At 68.9% G+C, this 22,660-nt stretch carries 20 protein-coding genes and 1 pseudogene; 8 read left to right on the top strand and 13 right to left on the bottom strand.

Annotation, left to right across the window (positions count from 1 at the left end):
* The first annotated feature begins 108 nt into the window (after positions 1–108).
* Complete coding sequence (locus tag OG456_RS41825; protein WP_266570304.1) at positions 109–1,038, top strand: carbamate kinase; 930 nt, start codon at positions 109–111, stop codon at positions 1,036–1,038.
* Positions 1,039–1,107: 69 nt separating this feature from the next.
* Here the strand turns inward: OG456_RS41825 and OG456_RS41820 are convergent, their stop codons facing one another.
* A complete protein-coding gene (locus OG456_RS41820; protein WP_266570303.1) occupies positions 1,108–2,616 on the bottom strand; it encodes an MFS transporter in 1,509 nt (502 codons plus the stop codon).
* A 314-nt stretch (positions 2,617–2,930) separates the two neighbouring features.
* On the opposite strand from OG456_RS41820, the gene OG456_RS41815 reads away from it, so the two are divergent.
* Both OG456_RS41815 and OG456_RS41810 read left to right on the top strand, forming a co-directional pair.
* Positions 2,931–4,421, top strand: a complete 1,491-nt coding sequence (locus tag OG456_RS41815; protein WP_266570302.1) for an NCS1 family nucleobase:cation symporter-1 — start codon at positions 2,931–2,933, stop codon at positions 4,419–4,421.
* Between the two features lie 63 nt (positions 4,422–4,484).
* The gene (locus OG456_RS41810) at positions 4,485–5,210 is read left to right on the top strand and encodes an aspartate/glutamate racemase family protein (protein WP_266570301.1); all 726 of its coding nucleotides are present in this window, start codon (positions 4,485–4,487) and stop codon (positions 5,208–5,210) included.
* A 195-nt stretch (positions 5,211–5,405) separates the two neighbouring features.
* Here OG456_RS41810 and OG456_RS41805 read toward each other — a convergent pair whose 3' ends face one another.
* Together OG456_RS41805 and OG456_RS41800 are read right to left on the bottom strand one after the other, a co-directional pair.
* Positions 5,406–6,644 (bottom strand): IS30 family transposase, encoded by a 1,239-nt coding sequence (locus tag OG456_RS41805; RefSeq protein ID WP_266556830.1) that lies wholly within the window; start codon positions 6,642–6,644, stop codon positions 5,406–5,408.
* Positions 6,645–6,726: 82 nt separating this feature from the next.
* Entirely contained in the window at positions 6,727–7,299 is a 573-nt protein-coding gene (locus OG456_RS41800) for a dihydrofolate reductase family protein (protein ID WP_266570300.1), read from the bottom strand.
* Positions 7,300–7,627: 328 nt separating this feature from the next.
* Here OG456_RS41800 and OG456_RS41795 point away from each other — a divergent pair, with 328 nt between their 5' ends.
* Positions 7,628–9,640 (top strand): family 20 glycosylhydrolase, encoded by a 2,013-nt coding sequence (locus OG456_RS41795; protein ID WP_266570299.1) that lies wholly within the window; start codon positions 7,628–7,630, stop codon positions 9,638–9,640.
* A 21-nt stretch (positions 9,641–9,661) separates the two neighbouring features.
* Here the strand turns inward: OG456_RS41795 and OG456_RS41790 are convergent, their stop codons facing one another.
* The 3 genes from OG456_RS41790 to OG456_RS41780 form a co-directional block, all read right to left on the bottom strand.
* A complete protein-coding gene (locus OG456_RS41790) occupies positions 9,662–10,165 on the bottom strand; it encodes a hypothetical protein (RefSeq protein WP_266570298.1) in 504 nt (167 codons plus the stop codon).
* A gap of 62 nt (positions 10,166–10,227) precedes the next feature.
* The gene (locus OG456_RS41785) at positions 10,228–11,016 is read right to left on the bottom strand and encodes a metalloregulator ArsR/SmtB family transcription factor (RefSeq protein WP_266570767.1); all 789 of its coding nucleotides are present in this window, start codon (positions 11,014–11,016) and stop codon (positions 10,228–10,230) included.
* Between the two features lie 112 nt (positions 11,017–11,128).
* On the bottom strand, positions 11,129–11,575 hold the full coding sequence (locus OG456_RS41780; RefSeq protein WP_266570297.1) for a hypothetical protein: 447 nt from the start codon (positions 11,573–11,575) through the stop codon (positions 11,129–11,131).
* An 86-nt stretch (positions 11,576–11,661) separates the two neighbouring features.
* Here OG456_RS41780 and OG456_RS41775 point away from each other — a divergent pair, with 86 nt between their 5' ends.
* On the top strand, positions 11,662–12,276 hold the full coding sequence (locus OG456_RS41775) for a TetR/AcrR family transcriptional regulator (protein ID WP_266570766.1): 615 nt from the start codon (positions 11,662–11,664) through the stop codon (positions 12,274–12,276).
* A 447-nt stretch (positions 12,277–12,723) separates the two neighbouring features.
* Positions 12,724–13,461, top strand: coding sequence for a carbonic anhydrase (locus OG456_RS41770; RefSeq protein WP_266570296.1), 738 nt, complete (start codon positions 12,724–12,726; stop codon positions 13,459–13,461).
* 23 nt (positions 13,462–13,484) lie between these two features.
* Here OG456_RS41770 and OG456_RS41765 read toward each other — a convergent pair.
* A pseudogene (locus OG456_RS41765) lies at positions 13,485–13,841 on the bottom strand (FAD-dependent oxidoreductase); the annotation flags it as partial.
* Between the two features lie 127 nt (positions 13,842–13,968).
* Positions 13,969–14,241 carry an HPr family phosphocarrier protein gene (locus tag OG456_RS41760; RefSeq protein ID WP_266570295.1) on the bottom strand — a complete coding sequence of 91 codons (273 nt, stop codon included), beginning with the start codon at positions 14,239–14,241 and terminating at the stop codon, positions 13,969–13,971.
* 231 nt (positions 14,242–14,472) lie between these two features.
* Here OG456_RS41760 and OG456_RS41755 point away from each other — a divergent pair, with 231 nt between their 5' ends.
* Positions 14,473–15,729 (top strand): aromatic acid exporter family protein, encoded by a 1,257-nt coding sequence (locus tag OG456_RS41755; RefSeq protein WP_266570294.1) that lies wholly within the window; start codon positions 14,473–14,475, stop codon positions 15,727–15,729.
* A 17-nt stretch (positions 15,730–15,746) separates the two neighbouring features.
* Here the strand turns inward: OG456_RS41755 and OG456_RS41750 are convergent, their stop codons facing one another.
* The gene (locus OG456_RS41750; RefSeq protein WP_266570293.1) at positions 15,747–16,313 is read right to left on the bottom strand and encodes a TetR family transcriptional regulator; all 567 of its coding nucleotides are present in this window, start codon (positions 16,311–16,313) and stop codon (positions 15,747–15,749) included.
* A gap of 104 nt (positions 16,314–16,417) precedes the next feature.
* Here OG456_RS41750 and OG456_RS41745 point away from each other — a divergent pair, with 104 nt between their 5' ends.
* Positions 16,418–17,341, top strand: a complete 924-nt coding sequence (locus tag OG456_RS41745; RefSeq protein WP_266570765.1) for an SDR family oxidoreductase — start codon at positions 16,418–16,420, stop codon at positions 17,339–17,341.
* A gap of 98 nt (positions 17,342–17,439) precedes the next feature.
* On the opposite strand, the gene OG456_RS41740 is transcribed toward OG456_RS41745, so the two are convergent.
* The 4 genes from OG456_RS41740 to OG456_RS41725 all read right to left on the bottom strand — a co-directional run bounded on the left by OG456_RS41740 (position 17,440) and on the right by OG456_RS41725 (position 22,515).
* Complete coding sequence (locus OG456_RS41740) at positions 17,440–18,768, bottom strand: wax ester/triacylglycerol synthase domain-containing protein (protein WP_266570292.1); 1,329 nt, start codon at positions 18,766–18,768, stop codon at positions 17,440–17,442.
* 92 nt (positions 18,769–18,860) lie between these two features.
* Complete coding sequence (locus OG456_RS41735) at positions 18,861–20,144, bottom strand: glycosyltransferase (RefSeq protein ID WP_266570291.1); 1,284 nt, start codon at positions 20,142–20,144, stop codon at positions 18,861–18,863.
* A gap of 154 nt (positions 20,145–20,298) precedes the next feature.
* Positions 20,299–21,225 (bottom strand): alpha/beta fold hydrolase, encoded by a 927-nt coding sequence (locus OG456_RS41730; protein ID WP_266570764.1) that lies wholly within the window; start codon positions 21,223–21,225, stop codon positions 20,299–20,301.
* A 255-nt stretch (positions 21,226–21,480) separates the two neighbouring features.
* Positions 21,481–22,515: an alpha/beta hydrolase gene (locus tag OG456_RS41725; RefSeq protein WP_266570290.1), complete on the bottom strand. Its 1,035-nt coding sequence runs from the start codon at positions 22,513–22,515 to the stop codon at positions 21,481–21,483.
* Positions 22,516–22,660: the final 145 nt, after the last annotated feature.

The following is a 22,660-nucleotide window of genomic DNA, read 5'->3' as shown; positions in this document are numbered from 1 at the left end:
CCTCCTCGCCCTCACCGTGCCCGTCGGGCGTGATGGGTTCCCTTCAACATTCGCTCACTGGTATACCATTTGACAATGGGGAAGCGAACAAGTCTGTGGAGGGAATCCATGCGCATCGTCGTGGCTCTCGGAGGCAACGCGCTGGCCCGTCGGGGGGAGCCGATGACGGCCGACCATCTGCGGGCGAACGTGAGGTCCACATGCGAGGCGCTCGCCGGCCTCGCCCGTCAGCACGAGCTCGTGATCACTCACGGGAACGGACCCCAGGTGGGTCTTCTGGCTCTGCAGAACCTCGCCTACCAGGATGTGGCGGCGTACCCGCTGGACATCCTCGGCGCGGAGACGCAGGGCATGATCGGTTACGTCATCCAGCAGGAGCTCTCCAACGCTCTCGCCGGGGAGCGCGAGGTCGCGGCGATCGTCACGACCACCGAGGTCGACGAGGCGGACCCGGCCTTCGAGCGCCCGACGAAGCTGATCGGTCCCCAGTACTCCGCGCAGGACGCCGCTGAGGCGGCGGCCGAGTACCGGTGGACGATCGCGCGCGACGGTGCGGCGTTCCGGCGCGTGGTGCCGTCCCCCGCCCCGCGGCGCATCGTCCAGGCATCGCTCGTGCGGATGCTCCTGGAGAACGGCCGGCTCGTCGTGTGCGTCGGTGGCGGAGGCGTACCCGTCAAGATCGACGGCAAGGGCCGCCAGACCGGCATGCAGGCCGTGGTGGACAAGGACCTCGCCAGCGCGGCACTCGCGGCCGAGCTCAAGGCGGACATGCTGGTCATGCTCACGGACGGCGACTACGTCAGTGAGAACTGGGGGACTCCCGAGCAGCGGGACATCCTGACGGCATCGCCGGAAGCGATCGCCGAACTGTCCTTCGCCGAGGGGTCCATGAAGCCGAAGGTCGATGCCGCGGTGCGGGTCGCGAAGGCCGGCGGATGCGCACTCATCGGGCCGCTCGAACGGATCGACGACCTACTGGAGCGCCGGGTGGGCACGGAGATCCGGGCCGACGTGCCGGAGGGGATCGTCTTCGCCTGAGTCGAGGCCGTCCGGCTACCCGCTGGGGGAGTCGGACCACACCCTCCGCTTTTCCTCGATCTCGCCTCGTCAAGCGCCGCGACTTCCGCTTCCCTGCCCATTTTTTACTTCACTCGAATTACGAGGGGGAGTATTTGCGCGTGCATATACGCGGGTAGATCGGTGGCCGGCCAGCGTGGTCGTCGCGACCGCGGCAAGCAGGAGCAGGACGAGGGGGATCCAGATGGCCGAGGTGAAGCCGTGCAGGGTGGCGGCCCGCGGGCTCCCGTGGAAGGCCGCTGCCGCGCTCGCGGCCACCGTGTTGAACACGGCCGATCCGATGGAGCCGCCCATCTGCTGCGCGGAGTTGACTGTCGCCGAGGCGATGCCCGAGTCCTGTGCGGGTACGTCAGAGGTGGCGCCAGTCATGATCGCCAGGAAGCTGCCGCCCATGCCGACGCTGAAGGTGATCAGCGCGGGCAGGACGTTCGCGGCGTAGGTGGAATCCGGGTCCAGGAGCGTGAGCTGGAACAGTCCGCACGCGGAGACGCACAGACCGGCCGTCATCATCACGCGCGGGCCGAACCTGGGCAGGAGGCGTGTGCCGAGCTGGGTGGCGGTCGCGGTGGTGACGAGGCTGATGGGCAGGAAGCCCAGGCCGCTGGCCAGCGCGGACCAGTCCAGCACGGTCTGCAGGTAGTACGTGAGATACAGCGAGACGGACAGCTGGCCCGCCATCAGTGCACCACCGGCCAGCAGTGAGGCGACGCGGCGGCGGTCGCGCATCAGCCGCGGCGGCAGGAGCGGGGCGGCGGCCCGGGTCTGCCACCAGGCGAACGCCGTCAGAAGGGCGGCCCCGGCCAGCAGCACGCCGAGCACGCCGGGGGACGTCCACCCGTGAGCCTCCGCCTGGCTGCACGCGTACACCAGCGCGGTCAGGCCGCCGCACCCGAGCACCGCACCCGCGATGTCGATACGGCCGGTGAGGCGCTGGGCGCGATCGCGCGGAGTCCCCAGCGTGCCGAGCAGTGCGAGGAGGGCGATGGGTACGTTGACCAGCAGGCACCAGCGCCAGCCGAACCACTGCGTGAGCAGCCCGCCGAGGACGACTCCGAGGGAGGCTCCGGCGCCGCCGAGAGCACCGAAGACGGCGATGGCCTTCCGGCGCTCGCGCAGGTCGGTGAAGGTCGTGGCCACCAGGGCGAGGGCCGAGGCCGCCAGCAGGGCGGCGAAGGCGCCCTGCACGGCGCGGGCGGCGAACAGCGCCTGCGCCGTGGGAGCTGCCCCCGCCGCGGCGGAGGCGACCGCGAAACCGAGCAGACCCGAGGCGAAGACGCGCTTGCGCCCCGCGTGGTCGGCGATGCGGCCGGCGAGCAGGAGCAGCCCGCCGAACGCCACCGTGTAAGAGGTGACGACCCACGGGCGGTCGCCGTCCGCCATGCCCAACTCCGTCTGCATGGACGGCAGGGCCACGTTCACGATGGTGCTGTCCAGCAGGATCATCAGCTGGGCCAGACCGAGGACGCACAGGGCCCACCAGCGGCGGGGATCCGGGAGCTGCTCCTGAGGGGCGCTGGGTGATGGCGGAGGGGCATGCATGGACATTTTGTATACCAAAATGTGGCTGAACGTAAAGGTCACGCCTGTCGAGTGAGCCTGCCCGCTTCATTGGTATGCAGAATCGCCGTGCGTGGGTGCGCGAGGCGGCGGATGGCGGACCGAGGGGTCTGCGCCGGCCGGAAACAATTTGCTCACGCAATCGTCACTGCGTGAGAGTTGTCACGACGGGGTGTTGCTCGGTGTCGCATAAATTCTGGGCAGCGACCTATTGACCGCCCCTACCGCCCCCCGTAATCTGCCGTTCCGAAACAAGGAAAAGTTATTCCGCAATACGGAAACGCCGGGAGTGTGTCATGGCCGCCGTGCACGAGAAGCCACCCACCGCTGCGGTCGACGGGGAACCCCGGACGAGTCCCGGGCTGTACAGCCCCGACCTCGCCCCCACGAAGAAGGAAGGGCGCCGCTGGGGCGCCTACAGCGTCTTCACCCTCTGGGGCAACGACGTGCACAGCCTCGGCAACTACGCCTTCGCGATAGGCCTGTTCGCCCTGGGGATGAGCGTCTGGAACATCCTGGTCGCCTTCGCGGTCGCGTCGGCGCTGCTCTTCCTGCTCCTGACCCTCTCGGGATACATGGGCAACAAGACGGGTGTCCCGTTCCCCGTCATGAGCCGCATCGCCTTCGGCGTCAAGGGAGCGCAGATCCCGGCCATCGTCCGTGGTGTCGTGGCCATCGCGTGGTTCGGCATCCAGACGTACCTGGCGGCGTCCGTGCTGGGCGCGCTCGTCAAGGTGCTCTTCCCCGGGCTGCGCTCCCTCGACGAGAACTCGATCCTCGGACTCTCCACCCTGGGCTGGGCGACGTTCCTGACCCTGTGGGTCATTCAAGTCGTCATCGTCAGCTACGGCATGGAACTCATCCGCAAGTACATGGCGTTCGCGGCACCGACGATCCTCATCACGATGTCCGCCCTGGCGATCTGGATGTTCATCCGCGCCGACGGCTCCATCTCCATGTCGACCGGGCACGCGCCGCACGGCCTCGACATGTGGCGTCAGATCTTCGAGAGCGCCGCCCTCTGGGTCGTCATCTACGGCACCTTCGTGCTCAACTTCTGCGACTTCACACGCTCCGCCAAGAGCCGCCGGGCGATCGTGCGCGGCAACCTCGTCGGCATCCCGGTGAACATGCTCTTCTTCGCCGTCATCGTCGTCGTGCTGAGCGGGGCCCAGTTCAAGCTGAACGGCGAGGTCATCACCGGGCCCGAGGACATCGTGCGCTCGATCCCCAACACGTTCCTGATGGCGGCGGCGTCACTCGCGTTCATCACGCTGACGATCGCGGTGAACCTCATGGCGAACTTCGTGGCGCCGATCTACGCCCTCGTCAACCTGTTCCCGCGCACGCTCAACTTCCGCCGCAGCGGCGTGGTGAGCGCCGTCATCGGCCTGGTCATCCTGCCGTGGAACCTCTACGACAACCCGACCGTGGTGAACTACTTCCTCGGCGGCCTCGGAGCACTGCTCGGCCCCATCTTCGGCGTCGTCATGGCGGACTACTGGCTGGTCCGCAAAACCCGCGTGAACGTCCCCGACCTCTACACCGACGACCAGCAGGGCGACTACTTTTACCAGCGCGGGTTCCACATGAGGGCCATCGCTGCCTTCGCGCCCGCCGCGGCCGTCGCCGTCGTCATCGCACTGGTCCCCGCCTTCAAGTCCGTCTCCGGGTTCTCCTGGTTCATCGGCGCGATCCTCTCGGCCGTCGTCTACCTGGTCCTCGCCGACCGCAAGAAGGCGACCCGGGATGTCGACGGTGAGGCCATCGCGGTCGACGCCGCCTGAATGCTCCGCACCACCCTCGTACCACCATCGGCCCAGGCCGGACCCGGCAAAGAAAGCCCAGAAATGCGCATCCTCGTCGTCAACGTCAACACCACCGCCTCGATGACCGAGAGCATCGGCGCCCAGGCCGCCGCCGTCGCCTCACCGGGGACGGAGATAGTGCCCCTCACTCCGTCGTTCGGCGCGGAGTCGGTGGAGGGCAACTACGAGAGCTACCTCGCGGCCGTCGCCGTGATGGAGGCGGTCCGCTCCTACCCGCACCCCTTCGACGCCGTCATCCAGGCCGGCTACGGCGAGCACGGACGGGAGGGGCTCCAGGAACTCCTCGACGTCCCGGTCGTCGACATCACGGAAGCCGCCGCGAGCACCGCGCAGTTCCTCGGCCACCGCTACTCCGTGGTCACCACGCTCGACCGGACCGTGCCGCTCATCGAGGACCGGCTCAAGCTCGCCGGTCTCTCGGACCGTTGCGCGTCGGTGCGGGCCAGCGGAATGGCCGTACTGGACCTGGAGAGCGACGAGGAAGCCGCGGTCGAGGCCATCGTGGAACAGGCGGCCCAGGCCGTCGAACGCGACAAGGCCGAGGTGATCTGCCTCGGTTGCGGCGGCATGGCCGGCCTCGCGGAGCGAGTCGTCAAGCGCACCGGTGTCCCCGTCGTGGACGGCGTCGCGGCGGCCGTCACCATCGCCGAGTCCCTCGTCCGCCTCGGCCTCTCCACCTCGAAGGTACGCACGTACGCGGCGCCCCGCCCCAAGACCATCAAGAACTGGCCGCCACGGGCTGCGTGAACAAGAGGCGGGGTCCGCTTCACGCCGGGGTATTCACGAGGGCGCCGTCGATCACCGTCATGCGGACCACGCCAGAACCCTCAAGTGCGCCTGAATCAAGGGCCCTGATCGGAAGCCTCAGTTGGAGGCCCTGATTGGAGGCCCTGATTGGAGGTCCTGTTGGCGAATTCCAGGGGTCGTTGCAACACGGGTTGATCAACTGGCTGTGGCCAGGAGCTTAGCGAGGCGCTCGGCTGGGGTTTCCCAGCCGAGCGTTTTGCGTGGGCGGCGGTTGAGCTGGTCGGCGACCGCGCGGAGGTGTTCGGGAGTGTGGGCGGACAGGTCTGTGCCTTTCGGGAAGTATTGCCGCAGCAGGCCGTTCGTGTTCTCGTTCGAGCCGCGCTGCCAGGGACTGGCCGGGTCGCAGAAGTAGACCGGGATGTCGGTGGCGAGGGTGAATTCGTGGTGACGGCCCATCTCGCTGCCCTGGTCCCAAGTGAGGGAGCGGGCCAGGTGGGAGGGCAGCGTGGTGACCGTGCTCGTCAGGGCGTCTCGGACGGCTTCGGCACCGTGGTCGGCGGGCAGGTGCAGGAGCATGACGTAGCGGGTGGAGCGCTCCACCAGGGTGCCGATCGCCGAACCGCTGTTCTTCCCGATGATCAAGTCGCCCTCCCAGTGGCCGGGCACCGCCCGGTCTTCCACCTCGGCGGGGCGGTCGCTGATCATGACCATGGGATGGCTGTAGCGAGGTTGCCGTTGCTGGGCTTGCCGGCGGGGCTTTCGGCGAGCACGACCGCTGCGGAGAGCTCCAGCGAGTTCACGGCGGAGTTCTCCGCGACCCTGCAGGTAGAGGGTCTGATAGACCGTCTCGTGGACCACATGCATCTCCGGCCGGTCGGGAAAGCGTGTCCGCAGAGCCTGACAGATTTGTTCGGGGCTCCACTTCTCATCCAGCATCTCCTGGATGGCCGTTCGTAGTTCCCCGCTCCTGCTGATCTTGCGGTCTTTGGGGCGGGGCCTTCGTGCGTCGGCGCGGGCCTGGGCAGCATGAGGCCGGTAATACCAGGTGCCGTAGTCGTGCAATACGGTGCGGTTGCGGCGGATCTCCCGGCTGATCGTGGACGGACTGCGGCCCAGCTCAGCGGCGATCTGACGAATCGTGGCCTTCTCCCGCAGCCGATCAGCTATGTGGATGCGTTCGTCCTCGCGCAGATACCGCGACGGGCCGCAGACGACCGCTCCCCGTGGTGCGGGAGGCAGTGGCCTGCGGCCCTTGCCCGGCGCGTGGTTACCGTTGCGCCACTTCTTGCCGGTCCGGATGTCGACACCGACGATCCGGCAGGCTTCCCTGTTGCTGTAGCCCTGTGCCATGAGCTGGAAGTATGCGGCCCGCTCACGCGTCAGCTTCTTCCGGCCCTGCGGCTTCGTACGCTCTGGACGGACCTCGAACTCCATCGAACACCCCTGAGAGCTGGGGTGTTGCAACCACCGCTAGAACTCAAGGTTTGGAGTGGGTGCCCCTTGTGTTCCCGCGCGGTCAGCGGACGACGTCGAACACCTGCTTCTGCAGACCGTTGGCGTACGCCTCGGCCTCGACGAGCTTGAGCTTCTGGGTGTCCTTGTCCGTGTCGCTGAACAGGCGCTTGCCCGCGCCGAGCAGCAGCGGGAAGACGAGCAGGTGGTAGCGGTCGATGAGGCCGGCGTCCGAGAGGCTCCGGTTGAGGGCGGCGCTGCCGTGGATGATGATCGGCCCGCCCTCGGTCTCCTTGAGCGCGGCGACCTCGTCGAGGGAGCGCAGGATCGTGGTCTCGCCCCAGTCCGCGACGAGCTCGTCCTCGGTGAGGGTGGTGGAGACGACGTACTTGGGCATGGCCTTGTACTGGGCGAATTCCTCCATGCCGGGCCAGACGGGGCTGAACGCCTCGTAGCTGACGCGGCCCATCATCATGGCGGCGGCCTCCTGCTGCTCGCGGCCCTTGATCTCGAACGCCTCCGGGAGGAATTCGACGTCTTTGAAGGTCCACCCGGAATTCCGGTAGCCGGGCTCGCCGCCCGGGGCCTCGACAACGCCGTCGAGCGAGACGAAGGCGGTGCTGATCAGAGTGCGCATCTCAAGGTCTCCTGGTGTGTTCCGTACCGGCCGGCAGGCGGTTGGCAGGTGGTGATCCGGTCTTCCGGTCATTCGGTCGGTGGCCGATACGGCTACTCGCCCGCGGATCACCACTATCACTGACTGGATGACTGCGGCGCCCGAGCAAAATCATCGGCGCGCACTGGGCCACTCGCCTTGCCCAGTCCCGTCTCGCCCTCCTGCATGCTCAATCATGCTTGGTGCATTGCGTATTGACGCACAATCGCGCACCGTCGATGATGTGGCCCTGCCAGGTCCGAGTGCCCGAGAGTCCAGCCTTCTGCCGCAGCACCTCGAAGGGGCCCGCATGATGTCACGCCCGGCTCGCCGCCCACGTCTCCGGCTGGCTTCCCTGCTCGTCCCTGTCGTCGCGGGTGTGCTGCTCGGCGGCACGCTCGGCGCGCCCGCCGCACGCGCCGGGGAGGCCAATCCAGCTCCGGTGACGGTCCCGTCGCTGCGCTCCTGGCAAGGCGGGCAAGGGAGTTGGGAACTGACACCGCGCACGCGCATCGTCATCGCCCCTTCGGCGGTGGCCGAACTCCGGACCACCGCGAGGCTCCTGGCAGGGGAGTTGGACGCGCAGGAGGGAGTGCGGCCGCTCATCGTGTCCGGAACCCCAGGTGGGCACGACATCGGGCTGAGGGTCGGCGACGTGCCAGGTGCGGCGGGCCGGGAGGCGTACCGTTTCACCCTCGAAGACGCCGCCCGCCTGACCGGCGCCTCGCGGGAAGGCGTCATCCATGGCACCCGCACCCTCCTCCAGGCGCTGCGCACCTCGCCCAGGGCGCATTCCATCGCCCGGGGGACCGCGACCGACTGGCCACTGTTCGGCGATCGCGGGCAGATGCTCGACGTCGGCCGCAAATACTTCCCCGTCGACTATCTGAAGCAGCAGATCCGCCAGAGCGCGTGGTACAAGCTCAACACCTTCCACCTCCACCTCTCGGACTGGAACGGCTACCGCGTCGAGAGCGCGAAGTACCCGGAGATCGTCGCCGAACAGCACTACACCACAGGGGAATTGAGGGACCTCGAGGACTACGCCGAGCAGTACGGAGTGACCATCGTCCCGGAGATCGACCTGCCCGGACACTCCGTGGCCATCGGCACCGCCAAGCCCGAACTCTCCTTCTCCTGCGAGTCGATGGCCCGCCCCCACACCAGCTGGGAGGGGTCGGACCTGGGCCACTGGACCCTCGACTACACCAAGCCCGCCACCCGCGCCTTCGCCCGCGACCTCGTCGAAGAGGTCGCCGACATCTTCAGGAAGAGCCCTTACATCCACGTCGGCACGGACGAAGTGCCACTGGAGGCGGCGCAGAAGGCCTGCCCCGAACTCGTCGCCTACCAGAAGGCGAAGGGGTATCCCTACGTCGGCGACGCGCTCGTCGAATTCATCAACGACCTCGACCGGACCGTACGTGACCACGGAAAGACCACCCAGGTCTGGCAGTGGTGGGACTACCAGCAGCCCACCAGCATCACCCCCGACAAGCGGATCGTGGTCAACGAATGGCTGTCGAGCCCGGAAGGCCGGGCCGCGAAGGGGTACCGGACCATCGGCACCCAGGACGGACCCCTGTACGTGAGCCCGGGATTCGGTGCCACGCCCGGCAGTTACGGCTTCTTCGACATCCGCACCACCTACCGCGACTACGCGTTCACCCAGCGGGACGGCATCCTGGGCTACCGCGTCGCCCGCTGGTCGGACCACACCCAGACCTTCCCGGTCAGCTGGGTCGACTACTTCGCCCGGCGTCCCCTGGCCGTCGTCGCCGAGCGGACCTGGGCCACCCCCGCGGGCTCCGACGTACGTCCCTTCCTCGACCGCTACGACCAGGTCGGTGACGCCCTGCCCCTGCCCGTCGCCGGCGACATCGGCAACAACCCGGGCATGCTGAGCCAAACCGGCTGGACGGCGACCGCCACGAGCCAGGAGACGACCGGCGAGCCCGGCCAGGCCTCGCGAGCCGTCGACAACGACCCGTACACGCACTGGCACAGTGACTACAGCGCCGCACTTCCCCAGCAACTCTCCATCGACCTCGGCCGCGAGCAACACATCTCCGGCATCCGCTACATGCCACGTCAGGACGGCGGCACGAACGGCCGGGTGAAGGCGTACGAGGTGTTGGTGTCCGACGACGGAGCCACCTGGCGGAAGGTGGCAACCGGCGCCTTCCCGAACGACCGCACCGAGTACGTGGTCCCGGTGGCCCCGGTCACCGCGCGCCATGTCGCCCTGCGGGCGCTGAGCGAACACGGCGACCAGAACCGGTTCGCGGCGGTGGCGGAACTGGATGTGGTGCGGGCGCGTTGAGGGCCGGGGGTCTTCCAACCCCTAGTCATCTGCCGCCGGTTGTGGCAGCAGGGCCAGGAGTTGTCGGGTGTGGCCGGGCAGTTCCACGTCCGCCAGGCCCGTGATGAGGTCCCTGAGCGGGAGGGGCTGATTGACCAGGAGCTTGTCGTGGGACAGCAGCAAGGCGGGCACCAGCGTGTCGAGCTCGGTCTCGCTCAGCATCGGGCCGCCGAGGGCGCAGAGGGCGTCTGCCTGGAGGCGGATGCGCTCCCGGAGCCCCGCGTTGCCGCCGGCGAGCGCGATGACGTGCTCGATGGTCCAGATGTCGTGCGCCGTGCGGGTGTCGTACGTCGTGGGTGCTCCCGCGGACGCAGCGGAGACGGTCGCGATGGTGGCGGCGTTGACGATGGCGACGTGGGCGAGGATCTGGTCGGCGTTCCACTCGCCGGTGGGCGGGACGGGGCTCGTGTCCCCGGAGCCGGCCACTGTGGAGGCGGCGTCCAGCAGCGTGCGGTAGGCGTCTCGAAGGGAAATGGTGTCCACCATGGCTTCTTCCTTGAGTCCTGCGCGGAGTGACTTCGGGGGGAGGGGCTGTCGTTCCTGCCGCTTCAGGCGTGCGAGCTCGACATGCTCCACGGCGCCTGCGGGAGCACCTCGCCGGTCTCGAGCAGCGACTTGAGGTTCGCGAGGACGGCCGGCCATCCCTGTGAAATACCGTTCAGCATCTCCGAGTTGGGGAGGTTCTCGTGGGTCACGGTGAGCCGGACGATGTCTTCGTGCGGCTCGACGAGGAAGGTGACGACGGACGGGTCGCGCGGCGGCCGGGCGTCCGGGGTGTCCTCGAACGTGATGACCAGACGCGTCGGCGGCTCGGCCTTGAGGACCTGACCGACTACGTCGACGGCCCCCGATCCGTCGACGCGTCGGTGTTCCCAGGCCGAGCCCGGCTGCCAGTCGGAGACGTTGGCGTGTCCCCAGTAGTGCGCCGTCAGGTCTGCGTCGGTCAGGGCCTGCCACACCTGCTCCGCTCCGGCCCGGATGTAGGTGACGTAGACGTAGGACGGTACGGATGCTGATCCGCTGGTCATGGCGTACTCCTCTGCCTGGTTCCTGATGGCGCTGATCGCTTGCAGACGGGGCTTGTCGAACTCGGAGATCCAGCGTTCCTCGATCTCGTGGATCGGGGCCGGATTGAGGTAGTGAAGCCGTTCGCGTCCGCGCCGGACGACGGTCACGAGGCCGGCCCGCTCCAGGATGTCGAGATGCTGGGTGGCTGACTGGCGCGCCATGTCCAGGCGTTCGCACAGCTCCCGCAACGTTTGGCCGTTGTGCTCGCGCAGACGGTCGAGCAGCCGACGCCGGGTGGGATCGGCCAGCGCTTTGAAGACCTGGTCCATGCCTGTCGCTTCGTGGCTCACACTCCGATTATGCAGGTATTCACCTGCATAATGCCAGCGGTCATGAGGAGTGGGTTCATGCACGCCCGGTGCGCCCTGGTCGTCGCCCGTGTCAGAGGTCGGCGGGGGAAGGCGCTTCCGCGGGTGTGGTGGTGGGCTCGGAGGTGACGTCCTGACGCGCCGGAACCCCGCGGCGCCCGGCCAGTCGGCACCCGAGGCAATCCGGGTGCCCGTTGCGTGCGCCGCGGTCCCGGCCCCTGAGATCCGAAGGTCGCGGGCCGGGCGGCTTGCCCCAGCCCGCGAGGTGCAGGCCCCATGTGACCAGCGTCGCCGAGGCCAGGACGCAGATCCCCAGCCAGATCCCCGGGCGCCAGCCGCAGATGCCGAGGCCTGTGCTGATCGCCCCACCGGTGGCAACAGCGAAGCCGGCCCAACCGGCGACGGTGTGCCCCTCGTCGTGCCGGTGCGCGTCGAGCTGTCCGCCCGCACGTCTCTCCGCCTGTTCGCCCGGAAGCCTCTTCACCTGTCCGACCGGTCGCCTGTCCAGATGTCCGTTCATGGGGTGAGGGCCTCCTCGGTAGGCTATTTGTTGAGTGACTGCTCAAGAATGGACCCTAGCATGAGTTTTTGAGCGAGCGCTCTAGAATGGCGGGCATGAGCAAGGCACGAGGGCGTCCCCGCACGTTCGACCGGGACGCGGCGCTGGAGGCGGCCATTCGACTGTTCTGGGAGCGCGGATTCGAGGCGACCTCGCTGGGCGAGCTGACGGAGGCGATGGGCATCCGCCCGGGCAGTCTCTATGCGGCGTTCGGCGACAAGAAGGCGCTCTTCAGAGAGGCTGTCGAGGTGTACGGGCGGTCGCCGGTGGGGTCCTTCCCGGCGCGTGCGCTGGCCGAGGAGCCGACGGCACGCGGCGCCGTGTCCCGGATCCTGCGTGAGGCGGCGGCGGTCTACGCGGATCCGTCGCACCCGGCGGGCTGCCTGGCCATCAGTGCGGCCACCAACGTCACTGCGCAGGACGACGAGATCGCCAAGTTCCTGCGCGACGTGCGCAACGCGGGCCTGGCCGCCATCGAGGAGCGCCTGCGCCGGGCCCAGGAAGAAGGGGAGCTGCCGGCCGGGGCCGATGCGTCGGCCCTGGCCTCCTACTTCGCCACGATCGTGCAGGGACTTTCACAGCGCGCACGGGACGGAGCGGACGCCGCCGAGCTGTCCCAGGTGGCCGAGCTGGCGCTGGCGGCGTGGCCTGACGGCGGCTGACGGCTGCACCTGGGCCCGTCCGCCGTTGGCGAACCGACCCGCGAGCGCGCCGGACGCGCCGTCGGTGACACGCCGGGCATCGCGCCCGAACAGGGCGCCGACCACATCCCGCTCGTCCTCGCCTCCACACCCACGCCCGCCACCGTCGGCCCACCCGCACGACTGAACCTGACTCCGCATGCCGGACGCTCGAGCCCGCCACGGACGTGTGGCTCAGTTGCCGCCCAGCTGCCCCGCGCTGTACACGCTGATGGACAGCGAACCCACGACCATCTCGTCGGCCGCGTTCGCAGCCTGGGCCGAACGAAAGCCCCTAGCCCGCCGGTGGCAATGTGCCGCGCGCCCGCTCGCGCCTGCCGTCACTTCACCCGTACCTGGCAGCACAATCGCCCCTGTCAGGACGCATGGGCGTGTGCGAGCGGTACACAGCACCGAGGGGAACGACCGATGGACACAGCAGAGTCTCCGAATCGCAGAGTTCTGCTCGCCGGCGCACTCGCCAGTGCCACGGTCGCGCTCGCGGGGTGCACACCGACGACCAGCGCCGTCACCACACCGTCCAGCACTTCGCCGCTGCCTCCGCCGACCACGTCCGTGGCGGCATTCACGAGGCTGATGGAGGGCAACAAGCGCTGGGTGAGCGGGGACCTTCAGCACCCCGACCGGGATCCGGACCGTCGTGAGCTGGTGGCTCAGCAACAGGAGCCGTACGGGTCGGTCCTTTCGTGCATCGACTCCCGCGTGCCGCCTGAACTCCTCTTCGACACCGGGCTCGGCGACCTCTACGTGATGCGCACGGGCGGGGAGGCGATCGGGCCGGTCGTCACCGGTTCTGTCGAATACGGGCCCATGACGAGCGGCACCCCGCTCATCGTGGTCCTCGGCCATCAGCGGTGCGGCGCGGTCAAGGCGGCGTACGAGTCCCTGCGTGACAGCAAACCCCTGCCGGGCAACTTGCAGGCGATCGTCAAGGCTCTGGAACCGGCGTATCGGCAGGCAGTCCGCGAGGGCGGCGCCGACCCCGTCGAGACCATGGCCCGCGCGCAGGTCACCCTGACCGCGACCGATCTGCGCACCAACGACGACCTTTCCCCACTCGTGAAGAAGGGCGACCTCGCCGTGGTCGGCGCCTATTACTCACTCGACACCGGCAAGGTGGAAGTCCTGAGCGGCGCCCCGTCCTGAACCGGCCCGCGCCGCGGATCATCTCAGCCGGTGAGGAAGTCGATGAGGCTGTGCGGTGCCCGGTCGTCGAGGCAGAGCGCCATGAGCCGGTGGGCATCCGCGGCTTCCGACTCGCTGCGCGGGAACATCGCCTCTTCGTAGACGGTGAGCGCCGCTTCCAGGCCGTCGGGGTGCGCGGCGATCGCCCGCCCGAGGTCAGCGCCGTCGAGCATCGCCAGGTTCGCGCCCTCGCCGGACGGCGGCATGAGGTGCGCGGCGTCACGGAGGAGCGTCACCCCGGGCATGCGGTCCCAACGGTGCCGGTTCGGGAGCGTGTGGATGGGGCGCGGTACCGGTGCGGTTTCGCCGTCGGTGATCAGCGCGGTGAGTTCCGGCGCCCACCGCCGGTCGACAGCCGACGGCAGCCATCGACGACCTGCCCCCACGCGTCTGGGCTTGTCGGGGTCGAGGATCGCGTGGATGCCGTCGAGGCGTCCGTCCCGCACGGAGATGGCGACGATCTGACTGTTACTCCCTGGCGTCGAGGTCGGTCGCCACGAGCGCGGCCAGTTCGTCTATGGCGGCGTCCGCGCCGTCGCCCTCGGCTGTGAGCACCACGGAATCACCCTGCTTCACCGCGAGCGCGAGCACGGACAGCAGGCTTCGTGCGTCGACCGGGCTCTGCCCCTCACGGGCCACCGTCACCTTGACCGGCTGCTTCGAGGCGGCCTGGACGAAGACGGAAGCCGGGCGGGCGTGCAGCCCGGTGCGCGAACCGATGACGACAGTGCGCTGCGGCATGAGGTGACCCTCTTTCTGGAGGCGAAGAGTGAGAGGCTCTCCACGGATGTGGATTTACATCCGTTTGATGTCCGAGCCTCTGCGTTTTCAGGGATGCTACGGGGATGGCGCGGCGAAGTAAACAGATATGGGCATGAAGCGCGAGCGCCGAGCTCCCTCGATCTCGTCCGGCATGACCCGGGCGGTCTAGGCGGCCGGGAGGTGCCGCACGGATCGGGGAAGGGACTGAAGATGCGTCTGGTACCCGAGCGGCTGGTGAAGCTGCTGAGCCGTGTCCCCCGTGGCAGTCGGCTCGTGAAACGGCTGAGGCACCCGGTCGCCGTGCAGACGCTACGGGCCACCGTCGCCGCGACGATCGCCTATGTCATCGCCCTGCGCCTCAGCCGCGAACCGGTTCCGCTGACCGCGCCCCTGACCGCTCTCCTCGTCGTGCAGGTGACCCTGTACGCGACCGTGAAGATGAGCCTCCGCCGCATCAACGCCGTTGTCGTCGGAGTGTTCATCGCCATCGGGTTCAGCGCCTTGGTGGGGCTGAGCTGGTGGAGCCTGGGGCTGATCATCCTCGCGTCCCTCACCATCGGGCCCTTCGTCCGCGCGGACGAGTTCGTGCCCGAGGTGGCGATCAGCGCCATGCTCGTACTCGGCGTCACCCAAGTGGCATCGAGCGCATGGGACCGCGTACTGGAAACCCTGATCGGAGCCCTGACCGGGCTCGCCTTCAACCTGTTCTTCGCCCCACCCCTCTGGGTGGACACGGCGGGCGACGCCCTGGAGGACCTCGCCCGCCGCATGCGCCGCCTGCTCCTCGAACTCAGCGACCAGCTCGACGCCGAGACCCCCTGGCCACTCGCCGCGGAACGACTCCACGAGGCGCGGCGCCTCGATCAGGACATCGCCGAAGTGGACGCCTCCCTGCGGCAGGCCGAGGACAGCCTCCGGCTCAATCCGCGCGTACGGGAGGGGCGACTGCACCGCGTGGTCCTGCGGACCGGCCTCGACACACTCGAAATCTGCACCGTCGTGCTGCGCGTCATCGCCCGGACTCTGACGGACCTGGCCAAACAGCGTGAAGAGGAGTGGCTGCTGGAACCCGAGGTGTCGATGGCGATGCGCGATCTGCTCGGGCACGTCGCGGACGCCCTGGTCAGCTTCGCCGTACTCGTCTCCACCGGAACCAGTTCGGAGTCGGAAACGGCCGAGGACCGCCTGGTCAGCCATCTCGGCGCCGCCAACGCCCAGCGCGAACACGTCGCACGATTGCTTCTGGACACCGTCCAGGAGGACCCGCGCCAGTGGCAACTGCAGGGGGCCCTGCTCACCGAGATCGACCGCATCCTCGCCGAACTCGACACGGAGCACCGCTCACAGCGCCTCATGGAGGAACTCGACCGCAACGCCCAGCAACTCCACGAACGCTTCCCGGTACTCGCCGACGTACTGAGATGGGCACGCAAGCACAACCTGCGTGTACGCCGGAAAGGCGCGTGACGGAGAAAAGAGGCGGGCTAGTTGCCCGTCAGCGCCGTCCTGAGCTCGTCCAGCGATTCCCGCATGAACCGCGACATCTCACGTTCCTCTGCCGCGCCGATCCAGCGCTCGAAGCCCACCTTGAAGACGGCGACCCCCGCCTCGGCGGTCAGGCTCGCGGCCGGCTCCGCCACGCCCCGTCGGCGCAGAGTGTCGGCGAGCGCCGCTGACATCGAGGCGAGCTTGATGAGTTCGCGCTCCTGGAGTTCCGCGGTCGCCATGATCACGGCCTGCCGCCGCCGCGCGAAGTCGCGGCGGTCGACAAAGAACTCGGCGAGTGTGTCAAGGCCCACGGCCACCGCGTCGATCGGCGCCGCGGACTTCGGCACGTCGGCCACCGCTTTCACGAACGCCTCCTCCAGCTCGCCGGAGCCGGCGAAAAGGACCTCGCGCTTGTCCGCGTAGTGCCGGAAGAACGTGCGCTCCGTGAGCCCGGCCCGTTTGGCGATCTCCGCCACGGTCGTCTGCTCGAACCCGCGCTCGCTGTAGAGCTCCAACGCCGCGTTCGCCAGACGCCCACGCGCGTTCGGCTCCCATCTACCCATGCGCAGATCTTACGTGATGACAGTGAATGACATCAGGTGTAGCGTTGATGACAGGCACTGACATCACCATGGCAGCATCTGCCATCGACTCTTTGGGGTTCCTCATGCGCATCTTCGTGACCGGCGCTTCCGGCTGGATCGGCTCCGCCGTCGTTCCCGAGCTCATCGACGCGGGACACGAGGTCGTCGGGCTGGCCCGCTCCGACGCCTCCGCCGCTGCGCTCACCGCCGCAGGGGTGGAGGTCGTCCGGGGCACCGTCGACGACCTCGACGTACTGCGTGACGCGGCCGCCGCGTCGGACGGGGTGATCCACCTCGCCTTCAAGCACGACATCGCCTTCTCCGGCGACTTCCAGGGGGCGGCGGAGGCGGATCGCCGCGCCGTCGACACCATCGGCGCCGCGCTCACCGGCACCGACCGGCCCTTCGTCCTCGCCTCCGGCGTGGCCGGCCTCGCGCCCGGGCGCGTGTCGACCGAGCAGGACACGGCCACCAACGACGGCTCGCCGATCTCCATCCGGGTGGCCACCGCCCAGGCGGTGCTCGACCTCGCCTCGCAGGGCGTGCGCTCGTCCGTGGTGCGGCTCGCTCCCACCTGCCACGGTGACGGGGACAACGGTTTCATGGCGACGCTGGTCGCGACCGCCCGCGCCAAGGGTGTCTCCGGCTACGCCGGCGACGGCGCCAACCGCTGGCCCGCCGTCCACCGACTCGACGCCGCCCACCTGTTCCGCCTCGCGGCCGAGAAGGCCCCCGCAGGATCGGTGCTGCACGGCGTCGCGGAGGAGGGGGTCGCGCTCCGCGACATCGCCGAAGTGATCGGCCGTCACCTCGACGTGCCGGTGACGTCCGTGGCTCCCGAGAACGCCGCCGAGCACTTCGCCTGGCTGGCCGCCTTCATCGGCATCGACGCCCCGGCGTCGAACACGCTGACCCGCGAACTGCTCGCCTGGGAGCCGGCCCACCCCGGCCTCCTCGAAGACCTCGACAAGGGGCACTACTTCCAGGCGTCGACGACCACTGCCTGACGCGAGCCGCGGAGTCGGCACCGGCGCGGGGCACGTACACGTGGATTGCGGCGCAGCGACTTCACCCGAACTGGCTGAAGCCGTCTTCCTCGAGACGCTCAGTTGGCCAGGATGCGGATCTCGTCATGGATTCGTTCGGCGAGTGGTTGCGCCAGGTCACGATGGTTGTGGTCGGTGACGGCGGTCACGACGGAGGTGCTGCCGTGATGGATGGCGGTGACTGCGAGGGGGTGGCCCGGGCCGAGTGGAGGGATGGCTGCCATCGCGGTGAGTCGCGCTGATCCGAGGGCGAGTTCACCTGCGTGTGTGGACACGCTGCTGCAGAGAAGGGAGAAGTAGCGAGGTGAGTCGACGTAACGGCCGGCTGCGTTGCTCAGAGGGGTGATCTTGCGTGGTCGTGAGGAGACCACGGCGGCCTGGGCGCGGGCCCTGGCTCCGATCGCGGCGCGCCGGATGAAGGAGTCGACGGCAGCGAGTCTCTCCCTCGCGTCCCCCCGCTGGGGGAGCGGTACCCGGACCGTGGCGTAGTGGTTGCCGAGGAGTTGTGATTGCTCGCTGGTGCGTACGTCGACGGGGACCAGGGCGTAGATGCCGGGCAAGGTCGGTAGGGAGCGGCCGGTGACGCCCAGGTTTCGCAGCGCTCCGGCGGTGGCGGCGAGGAAGACCGCGTTGGTGGAGGCGCGTTCGGCTGGCGCGGCGGAGCGCAACGAGGCGCGGGCGGCGTCGAGTTCCTTGCGCGGCACGTGGCGGAAGGACAGGACACGGTGAGGGTCCACGGGACCGTGAAAGGGCAGTGGGCGGGCCTTGGGCAGCAAGTCGCCCAGAGTCCAGGAGAGTTGACGGCCTCGGGAGGGCGTGTCAGCTGTCGCAGGGCCGCCGACTCGCGGAGGGCGTAGGCCGGCGGTCTCGTCGAACAGGGCGCGGAGCAACGTGGCGATCGATCTGCCGTCGAGCAGTGCGTGGTGGGCGCGGAGCAGGAGAACGAAGCCGCCCGTGGTGGGGACGAGGTGCAACTGCCAGGGTGGGCGGCGGGGGTCGAGTGGCGCAGTGAAGAGGGCTGCGATGTCCACTTCGAGTTCCGTCGTGGCGGCGCCGGGGCTTTCGACGATGTGGTGAGCGGCCTCGAAGTGCGGGCCGGTCGACCACATCGGCCAGCTGTCCTCCGTGGGACCGGCTGCGCTCGGCATCTGTCGTAGCCGCTCGTAGGGTGCCAGGCGGTACCGGGCCAAGGAGCGCAGGGCTGGCAGCGTGGGCGGGGGCCCCTCGAACCAGGCGAGCAGTGCGGCTGTCATGTTGGAGCCGCCGCTGCTCTGCTGGCGGTGCATCCAGGCGTCCAGCGGTGGCATGGAGGTGCTGGGGCGCGAGTTGTTGTGTTCCGGTGCGGTCGACGAGGTGGCGAGGTGTGATGGCGGGGCTGGTCGGGTCATAGGGGGTCCTCAAGCCAAAGGTGGTGGGTGCCCTGCTCAGTTCGGTGTGTCCGGGCGAGCGCTGGGCCGGCGCACGCGCGGGCTGACGCGGATCAGTCGAGCGCGGCGACCGCGCGGGCTACGGCCCCCGCTCCGTCCTCCTGCGCAAGGCGTACGGCCGCTGCCGCGGCGTTCCGTGACAGCGCACGGTCCTGGGTCGTCCGGGTGAGCGCGTCGGCCAATCGTGCGGCGGTCAGTTCGGTGCAGGGCAGTGCTTTCGCGCTCACCCCGAGTTGCACAAGGCGGGCGGCCCACCAGGGCTGATCGGTCATGACCGGGACCGGTACCGCAGGAACCCCCGCCCGAAGACCGGCCGCCGTGGTGCCGGCGCCCGCGTGGTGGACCACTGCCGCCGTCTGCGGCATCAACCAGCTGTGCGGGATCTCGTCGACGGTGATGACGTCGTCGTCGACCACAGAGAGGCCGGCCCAGCCCGACTGGACGACCCCACGCAGCCCCGCGCGGCGCAGCGCCTGCGCCGCGATCTGACCGAGCTCCTCGGGTTCGCCGGGCATCATGCTTCCGAAACCGATGAGTACTGGGGGTGGTCCGGCGGCCAGGAAGTCCCTTACCAGAGTGGGTGGTTGCCAGTTCGGGCACTCGTGCGGCCACCAGTAGCCGGCCACGTGCAGTCCCGGCCGCCAGTCCGCCGGACGTGGAACGACCCAGGGGCTGTAGCCGTGCCAGATCGGCCACTGACTGCGCTCGCGGACGCTGCGCAGACGATGGGCGCTGCGGTGGTCGACACCCAGGCGGGCGTGGACGGCGCGATTGGCCGTGTGGTACAGGGTGTCGAAGAGGGCGTTGGAGGCGTGGCCCCGCAGGAGGTTGGTGCGGCCCGGGCTCTGCCAGGCCATCGTGCACGGGGCGAACTCTGTTGTGGGCACGTCGGGTTGAAGGAAGACGCCCATGGTGGGAATGCGGTGGTGGCGCGCGATGGCCGCGCCGATCGGGGCCGCCATGGTGGACAGCAGGATGAGGTCGGCCTTCGGATCCACGGCGGTGAGGATGGCGTCCACCAACGAGAGCATGGCCTGTTCGGTCGTCCGGACGAGTGACCGTAGCGACTTGAGCGACCTGAGTGCTCGGCGCTGGGGTGAACGAAGGGCGTTCGAGGGATGCCCTGCGCTGCTGAGGCTGCTGTGGGCGCCGATCAGTGACTCAAAGGGATCGGCTTCGAGCGGTTCCATGCGAAGTCCGCAGCAGGCAACCATCGGCGCGAACTTGGCGTGGGTGACGATCTCGACGGTGTGCCCCTCGGTCAACAGCCGGTGTGCGAGGCCCGTGTAGGGGGCGACCGAACCGGTCGAACCCACCGTGATGGCTTGGATGCGCATCGAGTGCGGGTCCCCTTTCAACCGGAGTCGCGCAACCCGGAGTTCCTGCCGAGCCGTTGGGCTGCTGCGACTCACGTCTTTCCATACGCCACCAACGAGCACGCGGACCGAGAGTCACATGACCACGTACTGCCGGGGACGCCGTCGGGCGTACTCACCGTGCTGGGCAGGGCTGGGAAGTCCGCTCCACCCCGCGGCAGTACGTGAGCTGTTCTAACGGCTCGTCCGCCAGGAAGTGTGTGATCAGGTCGGCGAGTTCGACCGGCCGCTCCAGCGGAAGCATGTGGTCGGCGTCGGCCACCCGCGTGAACCAGCTGTCGGAGCACGTGGCGGCGAGGTCCCGGCACAGGTCCGGAGTGGTGAACGTGTCGTGCTCCCCGGTGGCGACCAGCACCGGCATGGCCGGCGGCCGGCTCGTGTCGAGCATCTCGTGCCTGAGCAGACGCATCGTGTTGGCCAGGTGTTTCGCGACGTCCTCCTCGCTCAGGTTGAGCATCCGGCGCATCAGGAAGCGGCGAACCCGGGAGCCTGCGGTGACGGAGTCGATCCGGTCGGCGTTGACCATGAACGCGACGGTCTCCTCGGCGAACTCCTCCATACGCCGGTCCACAAGCAGGTCCAGAGTCCGGCGCATGGCGACCCGGGCGTGCCCGGGAATGGACGTCATGGTCCCTACCAGTACCATCCTCTCGACGAGTTCGGGCCGCCGCTGCGCGAGGCGGTAGACGATCGCGGTGCCGTACGAACCGCCCACGAGATTGACAGAGGTCAGACCCGACTCGTCGAGCATGTGACCCAGGGCGTCCGCGAGGAAGTCCGCGCCATGGCGGTCGGGGAGGACGTTCCCGGCACCCCAGCCCGGCAGGTCGACAGTGAACACGTCCACGTGCGTGAGCAGTTCACGTTCCAGACGACCCCAACTCTCCTTGGTCTGGAACGCACCGCCGACCAGCACCAAGGGCGCGATACGCGGCGCGGCCGCACGCACCAGCCGCGACTCGCAGCGGTAGCCCTCCCAGTCGTGGCGGGACACGAGAGGGGATCGGGTGCGGGTGTTCGGGACGGTGAGCGCCGGGCGCATCAGTGACACGGGGTCTCAACCCCCGTTCCGTGCATCAGGTCCAGCGGTGGGCCGCCTCGGCGCTGTCGCCGCGTGGTCGATCCAGCCGAGGTCCCGACAAAACCGTACATTGACATGCCGTCAAGATATCGTCCCGAACGGAACATTCTGTTCCATTCGCTGGATAGTGGTCGAGCCGTGGCATACCAACTCTCCAAGCTCGCTGACTTGTTCCCCCCAAGCCGGTGCCGTGGCGCGAGCGCTGGGGCATGGGGCTCAGGTACGGCGGTCGGCGAGCAGGCGTTGGAGCCAGCGGGTGCGGGCGTTGCGCGCGTCCTGGCTCAAGGTCGCCTTAGGCGCCACGCTGTCGAAGCCGTGGTAGGCGCCCGGCCATACGTGCAGTTCAGCCTGGCCGCCCGCCTGCCAGATGGCGTTCGCGTAGGCGACGCCCTCGTCCCGGAACATCTCTGCCGACCCGACATCGATATACGCCGGGGGGAGGTGCGAGAGGTCCTCGGCGCGGGAGGGGGCCGCGTACGGGGGCAGGTCCTCGGCGCCGTAGCGATCGCCCAGCAGGGCCTGCCACGCGGTGGCGTTCGAGGTGAGGTCCCAGAGCCCGAGGCCCGACATCTGTCGACTGGAGAAGGTGCTGCCGCGGTCGTCGAGCATGGGGCACAGCAGCAGTTGCCCCAGCGGCTCGGGACCGCCGCGGTCGCGGGCCAGCAGGGCGAGGGCCGCGGCGAGCCCGCCACCGGCGCTCTTGCCGCCGATGATGACGCGGTCCGGGTCGATGTCCAGTTCGGCCTCGTGCGCGGCAGCCCAGACGAGCCCCGCGTAGCAGTCCTGCAGCGGCGCCGGGTACTGCGCCCCCGGCGCCAGCCGGTACTCGACCGAGATCACGGCCATGTTCAGCGGCTGAGCCCACTCGCGGAGAATCCGCGGAAGCACGGACCACGCGTTGCCCATGACCATCGCGCCGCCGTGCATGTAGTACAGCAGCGGCAGCCGTCCGACGAGCCCGGACGGCCGGGCGCTCACGAGCGTGACCTCCGGCCCGCCGGGCGGTCCCGGTACGCGCAACTCCGTCACGTCGAAACGGCCGTCAGCGCGCAGGTCCTCGGCGGTTGGCCTGGGCCGGGCCGCGGCATCCTGCTGCTGCCGGGCCGCAAGATTGTCCGGGGTGAGCGGCTCCCTCGGCTCCTTGCCCAAGTCCGCCAGTACGACGCTCAGTTCGGGGTCGAACGGGGGCGCCGCCTTCGGCGCCGGGACACCGTCCCCGGTCGGACTGCGGAACGGTCGTCTGAGACCCATACACCGCAGCCAATCACAGTGAACGACTGCGCCGGCACCGATGCCTGATGCCTGACGCCGTAACGGGTCGGGCTGGTGAGTTCGGGGGAGTTAGCGCCTCTATTCATCCCTACGAGTGAATTGGTGAATGGACGTCTGAACGGTC

This window comes from Streptomyces sp. NBC_01446, from assembly GCF_026340095.1.
Classification (GTDB): Bacteria; Actinomycetota; Actinomycetes; order Streptomycetales; family Streptomycetaceae; genus Streptomyces; species Streptomyces aureus.
This window is presented reverse-complemented; position numbering and strand designations above follow the sequence as displayed.